This is a genomic window from Reinekea marinisedimentorum, assembly GCF_004341165.1.
Classification (GTDB): domain Bacteria; phylum Pseudomonadota; class Gammaproteobacteria; order Pseudomonadales; family Natronospirillaceae; genus Reinekea; species Reinekea marinisedimentorum.
The window spans coordinates 72,396-96,090 of the sequence record NZ_SLZR01000014.1 but is presented as its reverse complement, the minus strand read 5'-3'; the positions used below and the strand labels follow the sequence as shown (position 1 = coordinate 96,090).

Below are 23,695 nucleotides of genomic sequence, written 5' to 3'. Positions count from 1 at the left end.
TGGCGAGGTTGCCAAGCCAAAAAAATAACCAGCTGGATGAGTTACTACCGCATAACTGGGCACAGCCTGACAAGGTGTGATGGCCGGACGCTTACAGAGCGGGCGAGACGCCCGCGGTCCACCGACCGTCACACAACAGCGCAGCCACTCCGGTACGCGGGCGTCTCGCCCGCAGGGATGGTACCCACTAAAAGTAAGTGGACATCTATATTGATCCCTTAGGAAGTGAGACACTTTTCTGTAAGGGACTCGGCAAGTTGTGATGCCCAGACGCTTACTGCTAAGGCAATGAGCGGGCGATACGCCCGCGGTCCACCGACCGTCACACAACAGCGCAGCCACTCTGGAACGCGGGCGTCTCGCCCGCACAGATATAAGTTATAAAAACGCCCGGCTATTGGGCCATGATGGCTGCCTAACACCTTCAGTTGGTCATTCCGGTTTAGCTTTTAAATTGTCTGGTTTACTCAGCGGATGTAGATCACGATCAACGTGAGTAATTTCAATGTCCATACGCAGTTCTGTTGTCAGTAACAGCTGTGAAAAGTGCTCCATAGGAAGCTCTGGGTTCAGCCAGTCCGTAAGCTCACTGGCGTGCAGTAACAATGGAAATGACTGCTCATGAATGGTGGCAAAATCAGGATGGGTCGGTAGGGTAATAACGGCGGTATTAACCTGTGGTGTTCCATCTGCTTTTAATCTTAATTTTGAAACGGCTCCCATGAGCATCAGCTTTGAGTCCGACAGTTCAATAAGCATTTGCTTTTTTTGAATAGTTTTTGAGACTGCGCCGTCGAGTAAATCATCCTGAATGGTTATGGGCTGCCATTCGCAAAAACCACTGGCTAATACGACGCTTCTGATACTTCTGGGTTTCTGCTGATGAATTTTTGCTGTAGTTAAACGGCGGGATTGAGCGTTAAAGGATGTAACCTTGGGGTTTATCTTGCCGTCGGCTCCCGTTGCAAGCCACCAGGTCGCAGGCATTATAAAAGGGCCTGAGCGGGTTGGAATAAGGTTAAGAACGGTATCCGTTGGTCTGAGGAATTGCTTAGTGAGTATTTCACGGATTTGTTCTTCTTCGTAACCTGCAATATCGAATAGAGGCTCAAGTAACGGAAAGCTTGCAACGTTATATATAAACCCACACATGATGTTTTAATCCTTCCAGGTCTCAATCCATAGGTTCAGTTGGCGATTAAAATTACTTTTGGGGAACCGATTCATGTACCAAAGTAGACTGAGTGCCTGAACGAGGCAAATGGGTAACTGCATTTCCTCATCACCTAGTTTAAGTGCTTTGAGCATTTCGGCTTTGTTGGCACCGTTGAGCTTGAAGCCTTCAATTGCGCAAGCGATATCGATCAGTGGGTCGCCCAGTGACGCGTACTCCCAGTCGAGTAGTTTTAATTGCGTCTGCGAGACTATGATGTTTTCCGGGTGCAGGTCGTGGTGGCAAAGCGTCAGCTTTTTCGGGAACACATAATGTTTAATTTTTTTTAACAGTAAATTACTAAAGGCAGAGTCTGTGGCTTCCGGTAATCGCTTCAGAAGATGGAGTAACTGTTTATCTATCTCAGTTGGTTGGATATGAGTTAAACCTCCCAGCGGCTGGCTATGAATCTCATGAATCAGCTGCGACAGTTTTTGTATTTGCTCCACGGAGTGAACGTAAAATGGTGTGCCATGCACCCATTCAGTCAGGCAAATAGCCTGATTGAAGAAGAAGGGTCTCAGTACCCAGGCGTTGCCTTTCAAATGATCCAGTATTTTTTCTTCCCGCGCCCTGTCGATGCCCAGTTCACGGCTTATTTGTTTGCTGACCCGTAAAGCCCACATTTTTTCTGAGGGTTTGCTGGTGATTTTATAAACCTGGTTCGTTAATGCGTTTGGTACCCGCTGCACAGACAGGTTTTCTCCGGTAACAAAATATATTTTTTCCAGCACTGTTCGTAGATGCATAGGCACTTTTTTGTATTTTGAAAACTAGGTAGACTATGCCCCGTTCTTGCCGGGGTGCCAACCTGAGTTTTCAGATGTTTCTGATCATAGGAATTGAGGTTGGCTGAGAGTAACCCGTTGAACCTGACCCAGTTCATACTGGCGTAGGGAGCAGACTCTCGGTAGATGTCATGCTATCGACACCTCTCTTGCTTTTATATTGAGCAAATACGCCGGTATCAATACATTAAATTGATACAGGAATAGACATGAAAGTTTCTTCACTCATACCTTTTACCATTGCATCACTTTCTGCAGTCAGCTTTGCGGATACGTTGACGGTATATACCTACCAGTCTTTCACCAGTGAGTGGGGACCGGGCCCAGCTATTGAAGAAAAGTTTGAAGCGCAGTGCGGTTGTGATCTCGAGCTAATTGGCCTGGAAGATGGTGTTTCGTTGCTGAACCGGCTGAAGCTTGAAGGTAAGCAGACTCAGGCCGATGTCGTACTTGGTTTGGATGATGCGTTACTGGAAGAAACGAAAAGCCTGGGAATTCTTGCCGATCACGGGCTTTCGCTCAGCAACTTAAGCCTGCCATACGCATTTAACGACGAGCAGTTTGTACCTTATGACTATGGGCATTTTGCGTTTATCTATGACGAAACCAAAGTATCGGATGTTCCCGGCTCGTTGAAAGAGCTGGTTGAGGATTCTGAGCTGAGTATTATCTATCAGGACCCTCGTATCAGTACTCCAGGGCAAGGCCTTATGCTGTGGGTGAAATCTGTGTACGGCGAAAACAGTGACGAGGCCTGGAAACAGCTTAAGCAGAAAACACTGACGGTTACGCCCGGCTGGAGCGAAGCCTATTCCTTATTCCTGGAAGGTAAAGGAGACATGGTACTGAGCTATGTTACGTCTCCGGCCTATCACATGACGTGGGAAGATACCGATAAGTACAAGGCCGCTGAATTCAGCGAAGGCCATTACGTTCAGGTGGAAACCGCCGCCGCTCTGAGTAGTTCGAAGCAGCCTGAACTGGCTAAAAGCTTTCTGGCATTTCTGATCAGTAAGGACGCTCAGGATGTCTTTGCAGGTACCAACTGGATGTGGCCTGTTCTGCCGGAAGCTGAAAAACCAGAAGCGTTCAGCTTGTTAATACAGCCCAAGACTCTCTATTTCCCGAGTGCTGAAGTGAATGAAAACCGCAGCCGCTGGATTAAAGAATGGCGATCGGCTGTTAGCCAATAGTGTCAGTGCTCTCCAGGGTTGTTTCACTATTTATCCTGCTCACATTCGTTTTATGTGCGGCAGGGCTGTACCTGCACCCGGGTGTTGGTTTGCCCTGGAGAGACTATTTTGATGGCTGGTTTTTTTCTGTTCTACAGTTTTCTATTGTTCAGGCTCTGCTTTCTTCGGCTATTTCGGTTGTCGTTGCATTGCCGTTCTCATGGGTACTGGCCCGCAAACCCTTTCAGTATCAGTGGGCTTTAAAGGGGCTGTTGAACTTATTCTTTATCATGCCGGTGCTGGTCATTATTCTTGGTGTGGTTACCGCCTATTCAGATTGGCTGAATGTATTCAGCCTAAAGGGCATCCTGCTGGCGCACCTTTATTTGAACGTCCCTTTCGCGATCCGCATGATCTGGCAGTCGCTGGAAAACATCTCAGGCGAATACTACCGCTTAGGCAGTACCATGGGGTTTGGCAGGATTCACGCTTTCAGGTGGATAGAGCTTCCGGTTTTGTTGCAGGCGATACGGCCTGTTTTCGTGCTTATCTTTATTCTGTGTTTCAGCAGCTTTACTGTCGTTCTAACGCTTGGTGGCGGGCCTGAGAATACCAACCTGGAAGTCGCCATCTTTCAGGCCTTAAAGCTGGATTTCGACCCTAAAGCCGGGGTGGTTTATGCCTGCGCGCATATCGCAATAATCGCTCTGGTGATTGCAGCCTTTAAGCGTCAAACCGCCAGCGCGCTTGAATTCAGCCGTCAGTCGATAAGCCCGAAGAAGGCGCAGCCGAATTTTATTCAGGTGATAACGGTCGTACTACTGGTGCTGGTGCTGGTGTATCCGCTGTATTCTCTGGCAAGCAGCGCCTTTTCTGTTGGCTGGATAGGCTCAACCCGCCTGTTTGAGGCTATGTTGACCAGTTTGTTAATTGCCATCTTTAGCGCCTTATTGAGTATTCTGTTGGCCTTGGGGCGGGCCTTTTCTTCACAAAACCGCTTTACCCAGTTAATAGACTTCGGGCTGCTGATTTTACCGGTTATGGTGGTTATTACCGGTTTGTTTCTGTTGGCGCTAAGGTTGGGGATTGCATTCCGGGTGACGCATGTTCTCATCGTCTGGGTGAACAGCCTGATGGCAATGCCGTTGATTATTCCGGCGTTGCGCAACCGTATAGAAAGCTATAAAAACCGTTATTCACCGTTGTGTGATGTGCTGGGTATGCCATCCGGCACTCAGCTTCGGCTGGTTTACTGGCCGGCCATTCGAAGTATTTTGCCATGGAGCTTTGCGCTTTCTGTGGTGTTGTCTGTTGGTGATCTGGGTGTCGGGGTGATGGTGGGCTCTGCCAGCTTTATTACCCTGCCCATACTCATTTATCAGGCGATTGGCAGCTATCAGATGGTATTGGCATCGCAGTTAACATTACTGTTGCTGTTACTATGCGCGCTTATCCTTTTTATTGCCGAGTGGACCGGGGAGAAACAAGCTCATGTTAAAGGCTGATCGCTTAGTTGCGTGCAGAGAAAATAAGCGGTTTGAATGGAGCTTTGAATTGGCAACCGGGCAACTGATGGCTGTGGTCGGGGAGAGTGGTATTGGTAAAAGTACTCTGATATCTACACTGCTCGGCTTTCACCCGACAGAGTCCGGAACCGTATATTGGAATAATCAGCCAGTAAACCATTTACCGGTGAAAGAGCGCCCATTTGGTGTGCTGTTTCAACAAAATAATCTGTTCGAGCACCTGACGGTTTTTCAGAATATCGCCCTGGGGCTGAACGTTCACGCTAAGTTGTCAGAATCTGAACAGGCTTTACTGCGTCAGGCCGCTGAGCGATTCGGTCTGGGTTCACTATTGAAGAAGCGCGCCAGTGATCTTTCCGGCGGGCAACAGCAACGGGTGGCGCTGGCCCGGGTTTTCCTGCAAAACAAACCGGTTTTACTACTCGATGAGCCCTTTTCATCGTTGGATAAAAACTTGCGTGACGAAGGCATCAACTGGGTCAAGGATATTCAGGCTGAACATGCCTCTACGGTAATTCTGGTTACCCATCACCTGGATGAAATCAACTCCAGTGTCGATTCTATTCTGCAGGCCAGGTCATCCAGTCATTGGCATCAGCAAGCAACAGCTCAAGGCAGTACAGCGGGTTTTAGCCCAACTAACTAATACTTTTCACGTTAATCTCAGTTACCCCCTTTCTTACGGTTGCATGCGACCCTAAGAGGCTCCAAACTATGTCGGATAATTGACAGGGTTAAACCCAGCAAAGCACAGGATGGAATTATGGTTAACTTGCAACTTGGTAAAAACGGCATACCAATTAAATTGATGTCTGTTGAGGCTTACGATGAGTGGTTTAAAGAGCAGACTGAGTTTACCTGTAACTGGTTGATGCACAGTGGCTTTAAAACACCGGGAAGCCGCCTGATACCGGATGCCAATGGCTTACCTGGTTTTGTCATTGTTGTGGTTGAAGATGTAGATTCTATCTGGAGCCTATCGGAGCTGGCCGTCAGTCTGCCCGCAAGCTCGTACTATCTTGAGGGCACTGCAGAGCAGCAGAAGGCCGCAGCCTTAGGTTGGGCGCTGGCTCAATACCGCTTTACCCCCTATTTGAAGGATGCCATCGAGCAACCAACGTTGTTTATTGAAGATGACAAGGTATATAACTCGGTGGTGTACCAGGTGGCCGCGGTTAATCTGACCCGCGACCTGATCAATACCCCGGCCGCCGATATGATGCCGGAGCATCTGGCAAAGGCGATGCAAAAACTGGCCTCGGAATACCGCGCCGGCTTCAAAGAGGTGGTTGGCGACGCCTTGCTGAAACAGAATTACCCGACGATTCATATGGTTGGCCGGGCTTCGGTTCATGCGCCAAGGTTACTGGAACTGAACTGGGGCGATGAACAGCACCCTAAACTGACTTTGGTCGGTAAAGGCATTTGCTTCGACAGCGGTGGTTTGGATTTAAAACCGGCGCAGGGTATGCGGCTGATGAAGAAAGACATGGGTGGTGCCGCGCATGTTTTGGGGCTGGCACAACTGATTATGGCGCATAAGCTACCGGTACGGCTTAGAGTACTGGTGGCGGCAGCTGAAAATGCCATCGGCAGTAAGGCCTTCAGGCCGGGCGATATAGTAAAAACCCGCAAAGGGCTGACGGTCGAGATTGATAATACCGATGCCGAAGGCCGTCTGGTGTTGTGCGATGCACTTGCAGAAGCCGATGCAGAATCCCCGGACCTGATCATCGATTTTGCGACCCTGACCGGTGCAGCTCGCGTGGCGCTGGGCCTGGAAGTACCGGGTTTCTATTCAACCGATGACAACTTTTCAGATCAGCTGCGTGACGGTGCTAAGCAGGCCGATGATGCGATTTGGCAACTGCCATTGCACGAAGGTTATGCCAGCTTTATGAAGGGCTCAATATCTGATCTGGTGAATGCCAGTGGCACGCCATTTGGTGGTTCTATCACAGCGGCTTTGTTCCTGAAAAACTTCGTTGAAAATTCCAACTGGGTGCACTTCGATGTCGGTGCCTGGAATGACCGTGTTCGTCCAGGCCGTCCGAAAGGTGGCGAGGCTATGGGTATTCGCGCGGTATTTGCTGCGCTGCAGGCACGATACAGCGCGTAAACGCCTCTCAGTGGTGCTGCTCAGGCAAGGGCAGCACCTTCTTCCATTGTAACCGGGCTGAACAGTGGCGTTGATGCCAGAAACTGCTCTGCAGCCCGGAAGCCCATGTTGTAGCCATTGGCCAGTTTGTGGGCATTGGTTGTGGTGCGGCTGACCTTAAAAGCCTGTGAAGGCGAAATCACCTCCAGCCTGCAATCTTCAGGTGGCGACTCAATAAAGTCTATTGCCCGGTTATAGCTTTGCTCACGCTGCAGAATGGCCTCGGCGAGCATCGGATAATCTTTCATCACCTTACGCACAACCGCAGGGGTTTTCACCGGCGATTTCCGGTAACCGCCGGAGCGGGATAAAACCACAACGATGTGTCGGGCACCGCGATTATAAGCTTCTATAACCGGAATCGAATCTCCAATGCCGCCGTCAGCGAACTGCTTTTGGCCGTAGCGGGGAAAACGGCGATAGGCAATCGGCACCGCGCACGAGGCCTTAAGCAGATCGTTAGCCGTGTTTCCGGCCGGCATTAAGTATTCGGGCTTTCCGGTTACTACGTTTGTGACAACGGCATAGAACGCAGTAGGCTGGTTCGACAGCGCTCTGGTATCGAGAGGGTGCTCTTTATCGACCACCTGCCATAACCAGTCGAGATCAATATAGTGACCTCCCCGCAAAAACTTGCCGGCGTTGATGAAGTCTGGCCGGCACGACAGGTCGGTAATAATTTTACGGTTACGTCCGGGTTGGCCTGCCAGATACGAGGCCATGTTTGTAGAGCCGGAAGAAACGCCATAGGCGGAATGGAAAGGGCGAAAATCATTTGCCATAAAGCAATCAAGCACCCCGGCGGCAAATATTCCGCGCATGGCACCACCTTCAATGATCAGTGCTGGTTGATTGTTCCCGTTGCTGAATAGTTCCGTTTTTGACATGTGCCTGCTCCCTTATCTGCGCCTATTATAGATAGCGCCACTACTACAGCCCGAAAATAACTCACTTTGTAATATAATCAAATTGAATACTATCAGTCGTTACATCCGATTTTAAATAGTAAAAATGAGTATGACTGTTGCGGATACGAAATAATTAGGTGTGTTTTACTGCAGAAAATGTGTATTCAGCCTTGCAGATTCCTTAAAAGTATTCAATTTCGTCTAAACTAAATTGGGTTGGAAGCTGATTTGGTTTACATATGGGTAAAATTGGTAACCTTTCCGGATATTTCTCGCGCTCTTCAATGGGCGTTATCCTGTTTTTTAACTCCATCCTGTTCCTTGGTCTGCTATTCATCGGTTTTGGGCTGTTTGCACGCGGGGAAGGCCTATTTATTGGCAAGCATCAGATGCTGTTTACCCAACTCGATCATGAGTTTTTGCGTCTGGGGTTTGTCGTTCCCGGGCAAGCTCTGGGCGCACCAGAGTCGGCTGCTATCTGGCTGGAAGTGGCGCAGCTTACCGAGGAAATTAACCGTCTGGAATCCGCTACCCATGTGCCAGCATCGCTTTTTGAAAACTTTACCGAATCGGTTGCAGATTTAAGACAGGCACAACAGGCCGCTAAGCCAGAGGGTATTTCAGCCAATGTGCTGAGTAACTATATTATTGCCCGATCTCACTTGGTTTCAGCCCTGGAACAGGATGAAATTAACAGGGCTTCAGACCCGTTGCGCAAGTTCAATACACCCGAAGGTGCTGTCATTGTTTTACTGCTGATCTGTGGCGTACTTCAGCTGGCTCTGGTGTTGCATGGCTTCCGTAAATTCATTTCGCGAAACCAGTTGTTGACGGATGTGCTCAATGCTATTCCAGACCCTGTGGTCGCCAAGAATTACGACGGTAATTTTATTTTTTGTAATGAAACCGTTGCTCAGCTTTATAACTCAACCCCCGAGGCTATGGTCGGGAAGGATGACGCCTACTTTACCGGAAATCAGCAGCAGGCAGATTTCTTTCGGGAGAATGTCCGTAAGGTTATGCGCCAGTTCAAAACAGAAGAGGTGTATGAAGATTCGACCGATGCCAATACCGGTGAAATACGCCACTTCCTATCCGTTAAAGTGCCCTTCAGAGACCGTCAGAACAACCTGTGCATAACCGTGGTTGCCAGAGATGTAACCGAAATCGTAGAGCTGAAAGACCGGGCTGAAAGGAACGAAAAACGACTGGAAAGCATCTTTGAGGTTTCCGGTGAAGGCCTATGGGAATGGAACACCCAAACCAATGAGGTCGGCCATAATGCCCAATGGGAAAGCATTACGGGTGTTCTGAATTCAGAAAGCTCTTTCGAAGAATTTGATAACTGCATCTTTGCGGAAGACAGGTCGAGAGTTCACGCGGCACTAACAGCCCTGCTGGAAAGCAACGAGACCTACAATATTGAGTTCCGGATGAAGCGTCCGGATGGCAATGTACTGTGGATATGGGATCGCGGTCAGGTCGCTGAGTACGATGAAGACGGTAAACCGCTCTGGGTCGTGGGCATTATGCAGGATGTCACTCAGGAAAAGATCAACCAACAGCAAATCGAAAACCTGGCCTACTACGATTCGCTGACCCAGCTACCCAACCGTTCAATGCTGAAGGATCGTTTGACCGATGCTATCAGTCATCATTGCCTGACCAACATTTATGGCGCGGTTTTGTTTTTGGATTTGGATCGATTCAAACTGCTTAACGACAGCTATGGGCATCAGGTTGGCGATCAGTTGTTGGTTGAGGTGGGTAAACGAATCCATCGCCGGCTGCGCGCTGAAGATACTGTTGCCCGGTTTGGTGGCGACGAGTTTGTTCTGATTCTGCATCAGCTGAATGAAAATGCCGAGGTTGCCGCTGAGCAGGCTATGGCGACAGCGGAATCGATACGGGATTCTCTGTGTGAAGTTTTTCATCTGCATCATGAAAATATCAAAAACGTAATCGACTATTACATTACCGTGAGCATTGGTGGTGTGATCTTCAAGACAGACGATGCCGATGCCAACGCCCTGATCCAAATGGCGGATATGGCGTTGTACAAGGTGAAAAAAGATGGCCGTAACGATAGCCTCATCTTCGGCCCGGAAATGCGCGATGAACTGAACCGAGAGCGAGACATCAAGCGAGAGCTTAGACGGGCCATTTCCGAAAACCAGTTTAGTGTTTACTACCAGCCGAAATATGATTTTAACCAGCAGCTGATTGGTGCTGAGGCCTTAGTGCGCTGGTTCCACCCAGAGCTGGGTATGATTCCGCCGTGTGATTTCATCATGATCGCCGAACAGGCAAACCTGATTGTCGCCATTGGTGATGTGGTTCTGAATGACGCCTGTAGCAAGCTTCAGGAGTGGCAGTACAGTGATGAGACGGCAAGCCTGGGGATGTCGGTTAACTTCAGTGCCAAGCAGATTCGGCAAAAGGATTTCTGTGAGCATTTTGTTGAGATTATCGGCGCGTACAATTTTGATTACGCACGGCTTACCCTGGAAGTGACCGAAACCGCGCTGCTCGAAGATCTTGACGTTGCCATTGAAAAGCTGACTGAACTTAAAAAGCTGGGCATCAGGGTGTCTTTGGATGATTTTGGAACGGGTTACTCTTCACTGACCCACCTGAAAGGATTGCCCATCGATGAAATCAAGATTGACCGCTCTTTCGTGCGTGATATTAAGTTCGATGAGTCTGATCTGATCATGGTGAAGTCTATTCTCGATCTGGGCCGTAACTTCAGTATTGATGTCATTTCTGAAGGTGTGGAAGACGTTGAGCAGCTGAACCTGCTGACCAAATTAGGCTGTCAGTACTTTCAGGGTTTCTACTTTGGCAAGCCGGTGCCTTACACAGACTTTAAGCACTTCATCATTACTGAAGTATGAAGTGCTCTTAAACCGTGCGGCTATTTTTTTCTGGCCGCATTGGCATTGCGCGACTGCTTTAACTCTTCACTGCTGATAAAGCCGTCACCGTCAGTATCGAGTTGATCAAAGGCCTGAATGATTGGGCCGCGAGCTTCGTCTTTTGAAATCTTACCGTCTTTATTGCTGTCTAACCGTTCCATCGGGTTACCAGCTGAGCGCTGCCCCTGAACTTGATTCTGCCCCTGACCCTGCCTCTGAGCTTGTTCCTGTTCCGGGCGCTGTACCGGTGCCTGCTGCTCCTGGCTGGCGGTAATGGTGAAGCTTACCGCAGAGCGAGGTTCAGCCTTGGGCTGCTGAACAAATTCGGTGTATTCATCGGTGACACAGCGAACCATGTTGTTGATTCGGATCGCATCACCCTGCGGACCATGGCCATTGGTGTAATCATTGCCATCATCAACCTTAGGGTCACTGCGTTGCGAACCCGCACCATGTACATCCGACCATTGATTATTCATAAAGCCGAGTGACCGGCCAAAGGCAACGTAGGCACCGTTTGCAGCGTTGCGCGGGTTCAGGTGCGTTGTGCTGCTCCAGTAGTTTGCGTAATCCAGCTGCGAGGCTTCATTGGTGATTTGAGTCGTGATAAACAGAGGGGCGATTGCTGCGCTGTTCGAGGTTTCCGGTGAGCGGCTGTAGTCGACAATCGATTGCAGTTCTTTCACGTTCGGTAAGCGCCAGTCGCTGTGCCCGGCGAAGGTCAGCGATTCACAGTAATTCAGTGCGCTTGGCCAGTCCATGGTTTTAATGCTGTCGGTCTGTTGCCAGGTTAGGCCGGTGGCTGTATCGGTAATGGTGCGGTCGCCGTTATCAACGAAGTTATTGTCACCATAGTTTTCACCACGTACCAGCAGCACATAGAAGGTTTTTTCACCGCTCGGATTGCCGAGGCCATAGCCTTTAATGCGCCCGTCTATGAAGTTCACACCAAAAACAGTCTCCTGAGCGTTATTCATTGTGGTTGAGACATACTTCGTTGAGGTGAGGTACTGCGCATCAATCAGGCGTTCACCGGCCTGCATATCGCCGGAGTTGAACCCGAAAACACGGTTATCAATAAAGGGGACTACGCTCAGCTCTCCGGGTTGATTATCCATGCCGGAAGGGTCCTGACCATCAAATAGGATCAGCGAATACAGCTCTTTAATGGTGGGAACCCGCCAATCATCAAAACCGGCCAGGGTAGACTGCTGGGCAAATTTTGCAGCCTGATCGTAGGTAAGTTTATCTTTGACGTTGATTTCGCCATCTTGGTTCAGGTCAATGGTTTGTGCCCACATTAAACCGGTGACCTGATCGGTAACGGTACCATTGTTGTTGACGTTGTAGGCTGGCTGAAAGCCCTGGTACTGAGCATCCTGACCGAATGCAGTGCTGCCGGGAGCTGGGCATGTAGCAACCGTTTCAGTGGTATTTACGCAAGTGGAAGCGTGGGTATCAACTACTGGGTAGGTCAGGTCCGAAGCAGCGGTTGCTGCCAGAGAAGCAACCGACAACAGAGGCAGTGCAGTTGCCGGCAGTAGTTTTTTCAGGGTGACCATATTAGCTCCGAAGTTTCTTATTTGAGAAACTGAAAGCTAACAGCTAAATGTTCAAGAAATATGCACGGCTAGTGGCGCATGCGCCACTAGATTTCCAGCCGGTAGCCAACGCTGTAAATTGATTTGATATAGTCACAATCCGGTGAAACTTCGTGGAATTTTTTGCGCAGATTTTTAATATGACTGTCGATGGTCCGGTCGGTAACCACGCGGTTGTCATCATAGATTTTTTGCATCAGCTGATCACGCGAGAAGATTTGCCCCATGTGCTGGAACAGGTGATTCAGCAGGCGGAATTCAGCCGGTGTCAGTACCAGTGATTTACCCATTAAAACAACCGACATGCTGGCCTCGTTGATCACCAGCGGGCCTTCGTTTTTTGCATACTCTGAGGTTTCTTCGGAGCGGCGCAGAATGTTTTTTACCCGCGCAACCAGCTCGCGCGGGCTGTAAGGTTTGCAGACATAGTCATCGGCACCCAGTTCCAGACCGAGCAGGCGGTCTATTTCATCTACCTTGGCCGTTGCCATAATCACCGGAACAGAAGTGAAAGTGCGCAATTCCCTGAAAATTGTCAGGCCATCTTTTTCCGGTAACATCAGGTCGAGCACGATCAGGTCGGGCTGATTGGTTTTGACACTGGGAATAACACTGGAGCCGTTATCCAGCACTTCGGTTTTAAAACCGGCGTGACTCAAATACTCACAAAGTACCGTTGCTAATGAGGGCTCGTCTTCAACAACCAGAACGGTTTTTTCGTTAAAGTTCATACTAACTGTTCTCCTTGGGGAGTCTTATTTCTACTCTCAATCCGCCCAGGTTGGATTGAGCAGCGGTAATGTTCCCGTTATGGGCGTTCACAATATTCTGGCAGATACTCATGCCTAAGCCCGAGCCACCGTTGGCACGGCTGCGGGATTTATCCACCCGGTAAAGGCGGTCAAACAGTTTGGGGATAGACTCGTTCGGCACGGTTGGTGTGCTATCGTCCATCACCAGTATCAAGTGCTCCGGTTGGTTGATCAGTGTTACCTGTAGCACGCCGTTTTCATCTGTATAACGCAGGCTGTTTTCAAATAGATTGGTCACCAGCTGCGTCAGTGATTTTGAATCTGCTTTCAAGCGCAGATCCAGGTTGGCCATATACTGCCTGACAATACGAATATTTTTCTGCCCGAACCGAATGCTGAATTGTTCGGCAACGGATTCAACAATTTTGGTTAGGCTGACGGTGTCAGTGGGTTTGATTTCAACACCAGAATCGGTCAGTGACAGCTGGTATAAATCTTCGACCAGATCGGCCAGATTAAGCACCTGCCGGTGCAAAGAGCTGATGTATCTGGGTTCCGGTTTTCGAATACCGTCTTCAATGGCTTCGATCTCGCTTCTTAATACCGAGATCGGTGTTCTTAATTCATGAGAAATATCTGAAAGCCATTGGTCGCGGGTTTCCTTCTGATTCTTCAGTGCTGCCGTCATCTTATTAAAAGCGTGCGAGAGGTCTGCCAGTTCATCATTCCCTTGCGGGTAAATTTTGTATTCGAGGTTACCTTCCATCAGCTCCTGTGAGCCTTTCTGTAAATCGTTCAGCGGCTTCAAGAAATAGCGCACCAGTACCAGTGCTAAACCAAAAGTGAATATCGCAGAAATAAAGAAGATGATGTAAAAACTTTTCATCTGCTCATTAAAGAAACCTTCTGCGAGGGGGCCGGTAATGGATTTCTTTTGCAGAATATAAATCGTACCCACTTGCTGGTCGTCTTTGATGACGGGAATACTCGGCTGCAGTAAGTCATTGCGCTGCGGTATGTCTTCAACAGCATAGCCTGCCAGATTATTGCCATTGGCATCATAAAAACTCAGTCTCGCAAAAAAGGGGGAAGTCTCTGCATTGATCAGCTCTTCTGTACTCAGCAGGTTGGCATGTTCAGGGGGTAACTTTTCTCCGATGCTGTCAATGGCTGCCCGCCAGACAATGCTGTTCTGTTCTACTTCCTGCCAACCGTCTCTGTCGGAGTAAAAATTAATCAGAAAGCTGGCAATGCTTTCGGCTTTCTCAATTTCACTGTTGTTAAGGTAGTTCTGCAGACCACCGCGAAAACTGACGTTAATCAGTAAGGAAATGCCAATCAGAGTGATCAGGCTGCTAAGCAGCAGCACAATAAATATCTTGGTAAACAGTGACAAGCGCATGTTTTTACCGGCTATCGGGAGGAGGCGCTATTGTAAAGCAAACAGGCGCTAATGATAATTTCTCGACTGCATGGCAAGCTCGCCCAATACATGGCTGAAGCCTTTAATTTCCTTGGCAATCACATGAATCACATCGGTTTGCGGTGCTTTTTCCAGAATGCCTTTAATAATGACAAGCTTCTCGGTGGTCAGCGTTTTCAGATACTTCTGGGCAACCGGCAGCCAGACAATCACATTGATATTGCCGGTGGGGTCTTCCAGGGTAATAAAGGTCACGCCGGTTTTGGTTTTTGGCATCTGCCGATTGGTAATTAAACCGCTGACAATCACCGGCAGCTGAATTTTATCTGTGGTATTACTGCTGCGCGCTTGGGCTTCTTTTGCCATTGGCAACAATTGATCAGCCATTGGCGTTGGCGGAATCAGCTGCTGTTCACGTAACAGCTGCAGAATATGTTTGCGCAGTGAAAGGCCGGTGCTGTTGTGATCTTCCACGATGTTTTCAAATTCATCCGGGCCGGGAAGCTGATGATCGGCTTCGTCGAATGCATTACTGAGTAAATCCTGTTGCAGGTTCAGGGCTGTCATTTCCCAGCGCGCCTGAAAACGATGGCCGGCGAAGTCGCTCAGTGCATCGGCACTGGCCAGCGCTTCCAGGTCTCCCTTGGTTAAGCCGGGTAAGTTTTCCAGTTGCGAAGCCTGCTGGTAACCATGGGCTGGCCGGTGCAACAGCAGGCTTAAGCCAGCCTGAGTGCTCAGGCCCTTTATCCGCCTTAAACCAAGTTGCACAGCGGCCTTGCCATTCTTACCTGCAACCAGGTGGCTATCCCATTCGCTGTGGTTGATATTGGCCGGGTAAACATCAACCTGATGACGGCGGGCGTCCTGCACCAGCTGCGAAGCACTGTAAAAGCCCATCGGCAAGCTATTGAGCAGGGCGCAACAGAAGGCTGCCGGGTAATGAAACTTTAACCAGGCAGAAACATAGGCCAACAGGGCAAAGCCGGCGGCGTGCGATTCCGGGAAGCCATATTCACCAAAGCCTTCAATTTGCCGGTTGATGCGCTCAACGTAAGCTTCCGGGTAGCCGTTGTTCAGCATCTTGTCGGTCAGCTTGCCACGCAAGCGGTTGATGTGGCCGGTTTTTTTCCAGCTGGCCATAGAGCGGCGCAGTTCATTGGCTTCATCGGCGCTGAAATCTGCTGCCACCATTGCCAGCTTGATGATCTGCTCCTGAAAGATTGGGATGCCCAGGGTACGTTCCAGCACCGGTTTGAGTTCCGGTTTGGGGTAATCGACAGCCTCCTGATTCAGTCTGCGCTTTAAATAGGGGTGAACCATATCGCCATGAATTGGGCCGGGGCGAACAATGGCCACCTGAATAACCAAGTCGTAATATTTGGCCGGCTTCAGGCGCGGCAGCATGTTCATTTGGGCGCGGCTTTCTATCTGAAACACGCCGACGGTATCGGCCTTCTGGATCATGCCGTATACCTCCGGGTCATCGGCAGGAATATCCTGAATGCGGTAATGCTCACCGTGAAATTGCTGAATGTAATCCAAAGCCTTACGAATGGCGCTGAGCATACCCAAGGCCAGAATATCGACCTTCATCAGGCCGAGCGTTTCCAGATCGTCTTTATCCCATTGGATCACGGTACGGTCGGCCATGCTGGCGTTTTCAATGGGTACCAAATCAGAAACCGTATGCTCGGTTATGACAAAACCGCCGACATGCTGGGAGAGGTGACGCGGAAAGCCGGTTATCTCGGTGAGCAGCTGCTTAAAGCAGGCTATCTGATGGTGGGATAAACCCAGGCCATCGTTGATGATCTCATCAATCCATTCTTTGTTGCGATAACGCCAGCCGTAGTTGGCAATTTTTTGCTCTAAAAGGTCCACCTGAATGCCCAGTGCTTTAGCAACATCGCGCAGGGCGCTTTTGCGTCGGTAAGTGATTACTGTCGCTGCAAGGGCCGCTCGTTTGCGGCCATAGCGCCGGTAGATGTATTGGATAACCTCTTCACGGCGTTCGTGCTCAAAATCGACATCAATATCCGGCGGGTCATCCCGGCTGACAGAAATAAAACGCTCAAACAATAAAGAGGCGCTTTGCGGGTTTACCTCGGTAATGCCCAGCACATAGCAGACTACAGAATTGGCCGCCGAGCCGCGGCCCTGGCAGAGGATGCCCTGATCCCTGGCGAAGCGGACAATATCGTAAACGGTGAGAAAGTAGTGTTCGTAGTTTTTCAGCTTAATCAGTGCCAGCTCTTTCTCGATGGTTGCCAGAATTTGGTCGTCTGCCTTCTTGCCGAAGCGCCGCTGTACGCCCTGCTGTACCAGCAGGCGTAAGTACTCGCTTGCACTGTACTGGCCGGGCAGCGTGTCTTTCGGGTAGTTGTAGCGAATACTGTCGAGGTTGAAGTGGCATTGACCGGCAATCTCCAGGCTGGCTGCAAGCCATTCCTGCGGGTAAATGCTGCTCAGCTTCTTCAGGGAGCGCAGGTGGTTTTCAGCATTGGGCTTCAGCTGAGCCCGAATCGCTTCAACCGGCTTGTTGGCGCGAATAGCAGTAAGGCAATCGAGCAGCATTTTCCGGCCAGGCACATGCATCAAAGCATGGCTGCTGGCCACAACAGGCAGGGCGTGCTGCTCGGCGATTGTCTTGAGTTGCGCCATGCGTTCGTCATCGCCGTTGGCGAGCAGGTTTTCAGCCAATAGCCATAAGCTCTGCGGGAAGCTCTGTGTTAAATGCTTAATGGCTGAAACAGACTTACTGGGTTGAGCGGAAGCGAAAAGGCAAATGCATTCAGAGCAATGTTTGCCGCTGAAGTCGCGCAGTTCGGTATGGTAGCTGCCTTTATCACTGCGCCGCCGGGCGCGCGTAATCAACCGGCATAGCTGCTGATAACCGGTTTGGCTTTTCGCCAGAAGGATAAGCTTCTGACCCTCCACGGCAAACTCAGCGCCGATAATCAGCTTAATGCTGAGTTCCTGCTCCTTAATTGCCCGCCAGGCACGTACGACCCCTGCCACCGAACATTCATCGGTAACCGCGATTGCCTGGTAACCCAGCTGACTGGCACGCGTGACGAGCTCTTCCGGATGGGAGGCCGCGCGCAGAAAGCTGAAATTGCTTAAACAATGCAATTCGGCAAATTTAATATTTGGCATAGGCGAGGGGATAGGTTGTTTCTGTATGGATATACAGTATAGGTGTTTGGGCGGGAAAGGCGAGCAGGGGGTGTGTGGCGAAAGCGGTTGTATGGTGTTCAACAATAAAAAAGGCCGCGAATAGCGACCTTATAGGGTGTATCTATATGTGCTTAATCGGCAATGGCAGCGGCCTGAGCGACGTTTTTCTTCTGAACCCAGGCAACAAAAGCAAATGCCGGAATATTCATAAACAGGCCATACATCAGGGGTACAAATGCCAGCTCCGGTTTGTGCAGAATTGCCAGCGCAACCATCATAGCGGTACCGGCATTTTGCACGCCCACCTCAATTGCAACGGTTCTTTGCGATTGGGCCGGTAGCTTGAAGGCACCGGCTATGACGTGGGCTGCCAGCAAAGAAACCGTGGCCAGCAGCAGTACGGCTAAAGCATTAATGCTGAAGATTGATTGCATAACCTTCATGTTGGTCGCCATCAGCATAAAGACAATCAGTACCATCGCAATGGTTGAGATTTTCTTCACCAGCGGCTGAGCGCCTTCAGACCATACCGGCGCGACAGCTCGAATGGTCATGCCAATGGTGACCGGCACCAGCGTAACGACGGCCAACTGTTTGATGATAGTGGCTAACGGCACGGTGAATGCGCCGGCCGTATCGCCGGTTATCGATAGAAAGCTGATAAATGCCACTGGCAGTAAAACAGGCGACAGCAGGCTGATAATGCCGGTGAGTGTCACGCTGAGGGCTACATCGCCATGAGCAATGTAAGAGAACAGGTTAGAAGTGGCACCGCCGGGGCATAAAGAAACCAGGAAGAGCCCGGCAGCCGCTACCGGGCTGAGCGGCAAAACCGCGATTAATACCAGCGCCAACGCCGGCAGGAACAGCACCTGCAGACAAAAGCCCAGTAAAACCGCCTTAGGCTGAGTAACAACTCGTTTAAAATCCTTTGGTGTTAGGCCAAGCCCCATGCCGAGCATGATGGTGGCCAATACTACAGGCAATAGCACCTGCGAAACGAGTTGCTGCATAGTTATCTCCTATTGGGTTTCTGGTTTAGGTGAGTAATCTTACTCTATCTCAGTCAGCATAAAATTGACGAGAGCATATTTGAAAAGCAGTTTTTCTGTGGCACTCTGTTGGCAATTTCTTTACATCTGTATCATCCCAATTCTTTTTCCTGCGTGAGTCTGATTCAAAGTACATGACAAAGCTAAAACCCTGGTGGCTGGCAATACGCCCCAAAACGCTACCTGCCTCTATTAGCCCAATTATTCTTGGCACCGCCCTGGCTTATCAAATCGGGTTCTTCGATGGGCTTCTGTTTGCCCTCGCTCTTTGCTGCGCGCTGCTGCTGCAAATAGCCGTTAACCTGGCTAATGATTATTTCGATGCCCGTTCAGGGGTCGATACCGAACACAGGTTGGGGCCGGTAAGGGTCAGTCAAAGTGGCCTGGTATCGCCAGAGATTGTTAAGCGTGCGCTGATAGTTGTTAGCCTGCTCGCTGTGGCTGCTGGCATTGCTCTTTCGTGGCTAAGTTCATGGTGGTTGCTTGCGTTTGGTGTGGGTGCTGTTGTTGCCGTGTTTATCTACAGCGGCGGGCCTTGGCCACTGGCCTCTAATGCAATGGGGGAAATCACGGTGTTTTTCTTCTTTGGCTGGCTGGCCGTTGGTGGCACTTACTTCGCGCTGGCAGGTTCAATAAATATGCACGTTTTGGGTTTTGGTACCGTAGCCGGCCTTCTCAGCGCCGCCATTATGCTGGTGAATAATATCAGGGATATCCCAACGGACTCCGTTGCCGGTAAGCACACACTGGCGGTCATCCTGGGGGATCACAGAGCGCGAATGGCATACCGGTTACTGCTGGTGGCGGCTATTCTTGTACACCTTGTCGTTTCATTTCCGCACGGTTTGATCTCCGTTATACCACTGGTTTTTATGGCGCCTCTGTTCAGGAGGTTAGCTGTCGATATCAACCGGTTAGAAGGTAAACAACTGAATACCTTACTGGCACAAACCGCCAAACTGGAGCTGTTCTATTGTTTGCTGGCCAGTGCAGTGCTGGTTGTTATTTAAAGTGCACGCTTCAGGGTGTAATCACCCTGAAGTGAGGGTAGAACACAGTGAGTTCATTCATAGTTTTTGGCTTACTAAGTGCCGCCTAAACAACGCCATTTAAATCCCTTAGCTTGTATCTTTTTGTTTTCATATTTGTTTTAAATTTTTTAATGTCTTTCGTTCACCATTCGATTAAGCTTTCGCTACTTTCTTTTCATGTGCCTAAAGTAATTATATGAAAACTTTTAATGCTTCAGGCGTATATAAAACGGCAGTTTATATCGCGAACGCGCAGTTGATTTTGTTTTTTTAACAGGTCGTGTTTGACCACTGAAAAGGATTGCTTCGGGCTCGGTACTCAAGTTTACCAAGGCAGTTAAGTTTCATATTTTGAAATATTGAGTCAATGCTTGTAGGCAGTTGCCCGTTGTTCGAAAATTTATATTAGTACGCTGTAAGCCTTATAAATAAAGGGCTTTAAGCGCTTCGGTAGCTATTCTTTGCTGTTGCCAGATTTAGTGAGTATGTCATTTTGGTTACCGTCAAGTGCCAAAAGATAACGTTTCTTTTACATGCTGCTGACGTTTTTGCTTTAGTTTACATGCCCATAAAAAATCTCATCCACCTTTGGTTTGTTTTACAAGAAAATGCGATCTGTTTTTACTTTTATATGACTAATGGACTATTGAGTGTTGTTGTTGTGTAAATGTTCGGCTGGTTTTTTTTTGTAATAAAAGAACTTAATTTACGTTTTCTTTATGACGGGTTGTTGGTCTGAAAACAGCTTCATTGTTGCGTAATTTTCACGATGTTAAATTGCTCTCGCTTTCGATTTAACTCGGCTACAAATTTTGGGAAGCCGTAACGAGTTAGATAACTAATATCAACCAAAAAAATATGGTGAAATCACTATGAAAAAATTAGCACTTTCTATTGCGGTATCTTCTATCGCTCTAGCTGCTGCAAGCGCACAAGCTGACGAAACTATCTATGAAAATGACGGTTTGTCTCTGACTGTTGGCGCAGACGTTGAATATGCATTTACCGTGCAAGGTGACGACTCAGCTTCTTTAGACATCGATGACGCTGACTTCGATGTGAAAATCAGTTCTGAAATGGAAAACGGTGCAACTGTTTTTGGTTTCTTCGAAATTGAAGAGAACGGCCAAGACGCAGTTCAGCTGAGCGATTCTTATGTTGGTTTCTCTTACGACGCGGTGACTGTGAGTGTTGGTAAGCAGATTACTGCTGCTGATAACTTCGGCATTGGCCAAGACTTCTGGTTCGGCGTAGGTAATGATGCAAAAATCGCTGACTACGGTTCAGAAGTGGTATACGTGGAATACGCTGCAGATGCGTTCACTGTAGTTGCTGCTGCCGATTTGGCACTGGAAGGTGAAGAAACAGATGACGAAGCTGTCTACGACCTGTATGTAGAAGCTGATGTTGCTGATGGTGTAACAGTATCTGGTATGCTGCAGTCTACAACTGATTTCGCTGCTGATGACACTACTACATTCGGTATCGCTGCATCTTACTCTATGGATGAGTATACAGTTGGTGCTGAATACAGCTACGAGACTGAAACTGAAGTAGGTGCATGGGAAGTTGCCGGTGCATACTCAATCAATGCAACTACATTTGTTGCTGGCTTCGGCGATAGCGATACTGACGAAGAGTCAAGTGATTTCCAATACTACCTTGGCGCTGGTTATGACCTGACTGACAACGCATCTGTATATGCTGAAATCGCTGGCGATGACGCTGACGACTCAGACATGGGCTTCGCTCTGGGTATGGCTTTGAGCTTCTAATATAGCTCTTCAGGCGGCTGATCTAGGTAGGCCGCCTGTATTGATATAATAAAAGCCCGGGTGCGCTTCGGGCTTATTCGAATTTTGTGAAGGCGTTTGATGTGTTCATGCGTTTTCAACCGAATTTGCCAGCCTTGGTAACGTTGGCAAATGGTCAGCTCTGTGGCAAGGGCCGACAATTGAAGTTCTAAATTTTAAATTTAGCTTCAAAGATTTCCCAAAATATATTCAGCGGCATATATGGCTGCTTTGCATTTACTGCCACGTAAGGCAAGGTTGGTCGCCGCTCTTTTTGGGCTGAATCTCCAGTCTTATAACTGTTCAAGTTTGTTTTGTTAGGGCGGGCCAATATTGTGGTTCGCCTTTCCGCCTCCCCGAATTCCTTTTTGTTATTTATCTAATAGAAAATACATTCAGTTTGTCTATAGGCCCCGCCGACGAATAGGTACCGTTAAGTAGACCGATGCAAGTATCACTGCAATACCGTGCTACCAGATACGCTCGACGAAAACACCAGATCAACAGCTCACCATGTATTCGGCGTCCATTTAAACGATACTTTTTTTCGTCTCGAATACTGCAGCAACTTTGCCATCAGCCCAGGAATATTCTTTCTTACCTCTTACCTCTTACCTCTTACCTCTTACCTCTCGCCTCTTCTTTTGATGACATTCCTTTCCAGGGGGTGGTTTTATGGCGGGTTTCGTTTAGAGGTTGTGTCACAAATAGACGCGTTTGTTCAAATATTCTGAATAATTGACACAGTAATGTTCATTTAAAATTATTGTAAGACAATAAGAACAAATTTAAGAACATTGCAAGCCCCTTTGTTTTTCAGGATCTTTACAGTTTAATGACATATGGTTTTATATTTCAAATTCGCATAACTAATATTGTAATACAAGATTATAAAATGATCATTTTGGCCTGTATCGAGTGTTTTTTGTGCTATATTTGATTTTTTTTGATTGGAATTGACTTTTAATGATTAATATTTTCTTTTTTTGGTTTCTATAATGTACAATAAGTTTACGTATAATGGGTTTGTAATGTTTTATCTATTGTGAGTGTTCTTTTGTAGTGGTAGTTTATTTGAGACCGACTTAAGACGACTAATAACTAACAACAAGCGTCGTATTTAAGATCTATATCAACCAGTAAATGGTAGGAAACTAAAACAATGAAAAAACTAGCACTCTCTGTTGCTGTTGCGGCTATTGCTGCGACTTCAGTTCAAGCAAAAACAGTTTATGAAGATGATCAAATGTCGTTGAAGTTGACTGGTGAATATGCATTTGAAGTAGTTCGTGATACTGACGAAGATGATTCAGTTAACTACAAAACTGATAACATGGATTTAGAAATTCATGCAGATTACAACCTGGAAAATGGCATTACAGTTTTTGGTGAAATGCTGTTTGAATTTGCTGGCTATACAGAAAAAAATGATGGTTCTTACGATCCTTTAGCTGACCATTGGGTTGGTTTTAAAAAAGGTGGCTTAGAAGTACGCTATGGTGAACAGGATTATGCTGTGGATGATTTTGGCATTGATGAGCAAAAAGATGCTGATCGTCCTGAGCGTAAAAATGATGTCTTAGGTGAAGATGATGCTGATGCTAAGAGTGCTGAAGTGCTCGTTGTTGAGTATTCTGCAGACTCTTACTATTTGGCAGCATCAGTAGACCTGCCTGAAAAATCATCTAATGTTGATGATTTAGCTGATGAAACTGATTTTAGCTTCTATGGTGAAGTTGAACTTGGTGATTTTACCGTTGGTGCTGTTCTGGGTATTCAAGACCAAGATGGTGAGGATGGCGATGACGCTATGACTTCATACGGTGCCAGTGTCGAGTATAAAGGTATTGATGACCTGAAGCTTGGCGCGATGATCGTTTATAACTCTGAAAGTGAAGATATGGCATTTGATACGTCTGTAGAGTATGACATCTCAAGCAAATTTGATATTGCTGCAGGTGTTGGTATGTACTTGCCTGAAGCTGATGGCGAGGACGAAATCACTTATTACTACGCAAACGTTGACTATGACTTCCATAAAGATGTCGATGGTTATGCGGAAGTTTATGGTAACTCTGATGATGACCAGCAGTTAGGTCTTGTTATTGGTATTTCTTTGGATTTCTAAGCTCCAAAAGGTGATCAGTTAATTGTTCTGATCAAGCTGTGAGTGGTTTGGATGC

General features: G+C 48.2%; 16 protein-coding genes and 1 riboswitch. Of the genes, 8 read left to right on the top strand and 8 right to left on the bottom strand.

Features of this window, described 5'->3' with window-relative positions; translation table 11 throughout:
* Window positions 1-432: 432 nt before the first annotated feature.
* The gene (locus BCF53_RS14780) at window positions 433-1,152 is read right to left on the bottom strand and encodes an SOS response-associated peptidase family protein (protein WP_132702730.1); all 720 of its coding nucleotides are present in this window, start codon (window positions 1,150-1,152) and stop codon (window positions 433-435) included.
* A gap of 6 nt (window positions 1,153-1,158) precedes the next feature.
* Window positions 1,159-1,962, bottom strand: coding sequence for a phosphotransferase (locus tag BCF53_RS14775; protein WP_132702728.1), 804 nt, complete (start codon window positions 1,960-1,962; stop codon window positions 1,159-1,161).
* 40 nt (window positions 1,963-2,002) lie between these two features.
* Window positions 2,003-2,129: riboswitch (TPP riboswitch) on the top strand.
* 81 nt (window positions 2,130-2,210) lie between these two features.
* On the opposite strand from BCF53_RS14775, the gene thiB reads away from it, so the two are divergent.
* The 4 genes from thiB (at window position 2,211) to BCF53_RS14755 (ending at window position 6,818) form a co-directional block, all read left to right on the top strand.
* On the top strand, window positions 2,211-3,194 hold the full coding sequence (gene thiB / locus BCF53_RS14770) for a thiamine ABC transporter substrate binding subunit (RefSeq protein WP_132702726.1): 984 nt from the start codon (window positions 2,211-2,213) through the stop codon (window positions 3,192-3,194).
* A gap of 89 nt (window positions 3,195-3,283) precedes the next feature.
* On the top strand, window positions 3,284-4,678 hold the full coding sequence (locus tag BCF53_RS14765) for an ABC transporter permease subunit (protein ID WP_165901930.1): 1,395 nt from the start codon (window positions 3,284-3,286) through the stop codon (window positions 4,676-4,678).
* Window positions 4,665-5,345: a thiamine ABC transporter ATP-binding protein gene (locus BCF53_RS14760; protein WP_132702722.1), complete on the top strand. Its 681-nt coding sequence runs from the start codon at window positions 4,665-4,667 to the stop codon at window positions 5,343-5,345. The genes BCF53_RS14765 and BCF53_RS14760 overlap by 14 nt, the downstream gene beginning before the upstream one ends.
* Window positions 5,346-5,462: 117 nt before the next feature.
* Window positions 5,463-6,818, top strand: a complete 1,356-nt coding sequence (locus BCF53_RS14755) for a leucyl aminopeptidase family protein (RefSeq protein WP_132702720.1) — start codon at window positions 5,463-5,465, stop codon at window positions 6,816-6,818.
* 20 nt (window positions 6,819-6,838) lie between these two features.
* On the opposite strand, the gene BCF53_RS14750 is transcribed toward BCF53_RS14755, so the two are convergent.
* Window positions 6,839-7,744 (bottom strand): patatin-like phospholipase family protein, encoded by a 906-nt coding sequence (locus BCF53_RS14750; RefSeq protein WP_132702718.1) that lies wholly within the window; start codon window positions 7,742-7,744, stop codon window positions 6,839-6,841.
* 260 nt (window positions 7,745-8,004) lie between these two features.
* On the opposite strand from BCF53_RS14750, the gene BCF53_RS14745 reads away from it, so the two are divergent.
* The gene (locus BCF53_RS14745; protein ID WP_132702716.1) at window positions 8,005-10,662 is read left to right on the top strand and encodes a sensor domain-containing protein; all 2,658 of its coding nucleotides are present in this window, start codon (window positions 8,005-8,007) and stop codon (window positions 10,660-10,662) included.
* A gap of 20 nt (window positions 10,663-10,682) precedes the next feature.
* Here the strand turns inward: BCF53_RS14745 and BCF53_RS14740 are convergent, their stop codons facing one another.
* The 5 genes from BCF53_RS14740 to BCF53_RS14720 all read right to left on the bottom strand — a co-directional run bounded on the left by BCF53_RS14740 (window position 10,683) and on the right by BCF53_RS14720 (window position 18,649).
* On the bottom strand, window positions 10,683-12,245 hold the full coding sequence (locus BCF53_RS14740) for an Lcl domain-containing protein (RefSeq protein ID WP_132702714.1): 1,563 nt from the start codon (window positions 12,243-12,245) through the stop codon (window positions 10,683-10,685).
* 86 nt (window positions 12,246-12,331) lie between these two features.
* Entirely contained in the window at window positions 12,332-13,015 is a 684-nt protein-coding gene (locus tag BCF53_RS14735; RefSeq protein ID WP_132702712.1) for a response regulator, read from the bottom strand.
* Window position 13,016: 1 nt separating this feature from the next.
* Window positions 13,017-14,438, bottom strand: a complete 1,422-nt coding sequence (locus BCF53_RS14730; protein ID WP_132702710.1) for an ATP-binding protein — start codon at window positions 14,436-14,438, stop codon at window positions 13,017-13,019.
* Between the two features lie 48 nt (window positions 14,439-14,486).
* Complete coding sequence (locus BCF53_RS14725; RefSeq protein ID WP_132702708.1) at window positions 14,487-17,615, bottom strand: error-prone DNA polymerase; 3,129 nt, start codon at window positions 17,613-17,615, stop codon at window positions 14,487-14,489.
* Between the two features lie 152 nt (window positions 17,616-17,767).
* Entirely contained in the window at window positions 17,768-18,649 is an 882-nt protein-coding gene (locus BCF53_RS14720) for a bile acid:sodium symporter family protein (protein WP_132702706.1), read from the bottom strand.
* Between the two features lie 173 nt (window positions 18,650-18,822).
* On the opposite strand from BCF53_RS14720, the gene BCF53_RS14715 reads away from it, so the two are divergent.
* From BCF53_RS14715 to BCF53_RS14705, 3 genes are all read left to right on the top strand, one after another.
* Window positions 18,823-19,698 (top strand): 1,4-dihydroxy-2-naphthoate polyprenyltransferase, encoded by an 876-nt coding sequence (locus BCF53_RS14715; protein ID WP_132702704.1) that lies wholly within the window; start codon window positions 18,823-18,825, stop codon window positions 19,696-19,698.
* A gap of 893 nt (window positions 19,699-20,591) precedes the next feature.
* Window positions 20,592-21,494 carry a porin gene (locus BCF53_RS14710; protein ID WP_132702702.1) on the top strand — a complete coding sequence of 301 codons (903 nt, stop codon included), beginning with the start codon at window positions 20,592-20,594 and terminating at the stop codon, window positions 21,492-21,494.
* A gap of 1,180 nt (window positions 21,495-22,674) precedes the next feature.
* Window positions 22,675-23,640: a porin gene (locus tag BCF53_RS14705; protein ID WP_132702700.1), complete on the top strand. Its 966-nt coding sequence runs from the start codon at window positions 22,675-22,677 to the stop codon at window positions 23,638-23,640.
* Window positions 23,641-23,695: the final 55 nt, after the last annotated feature.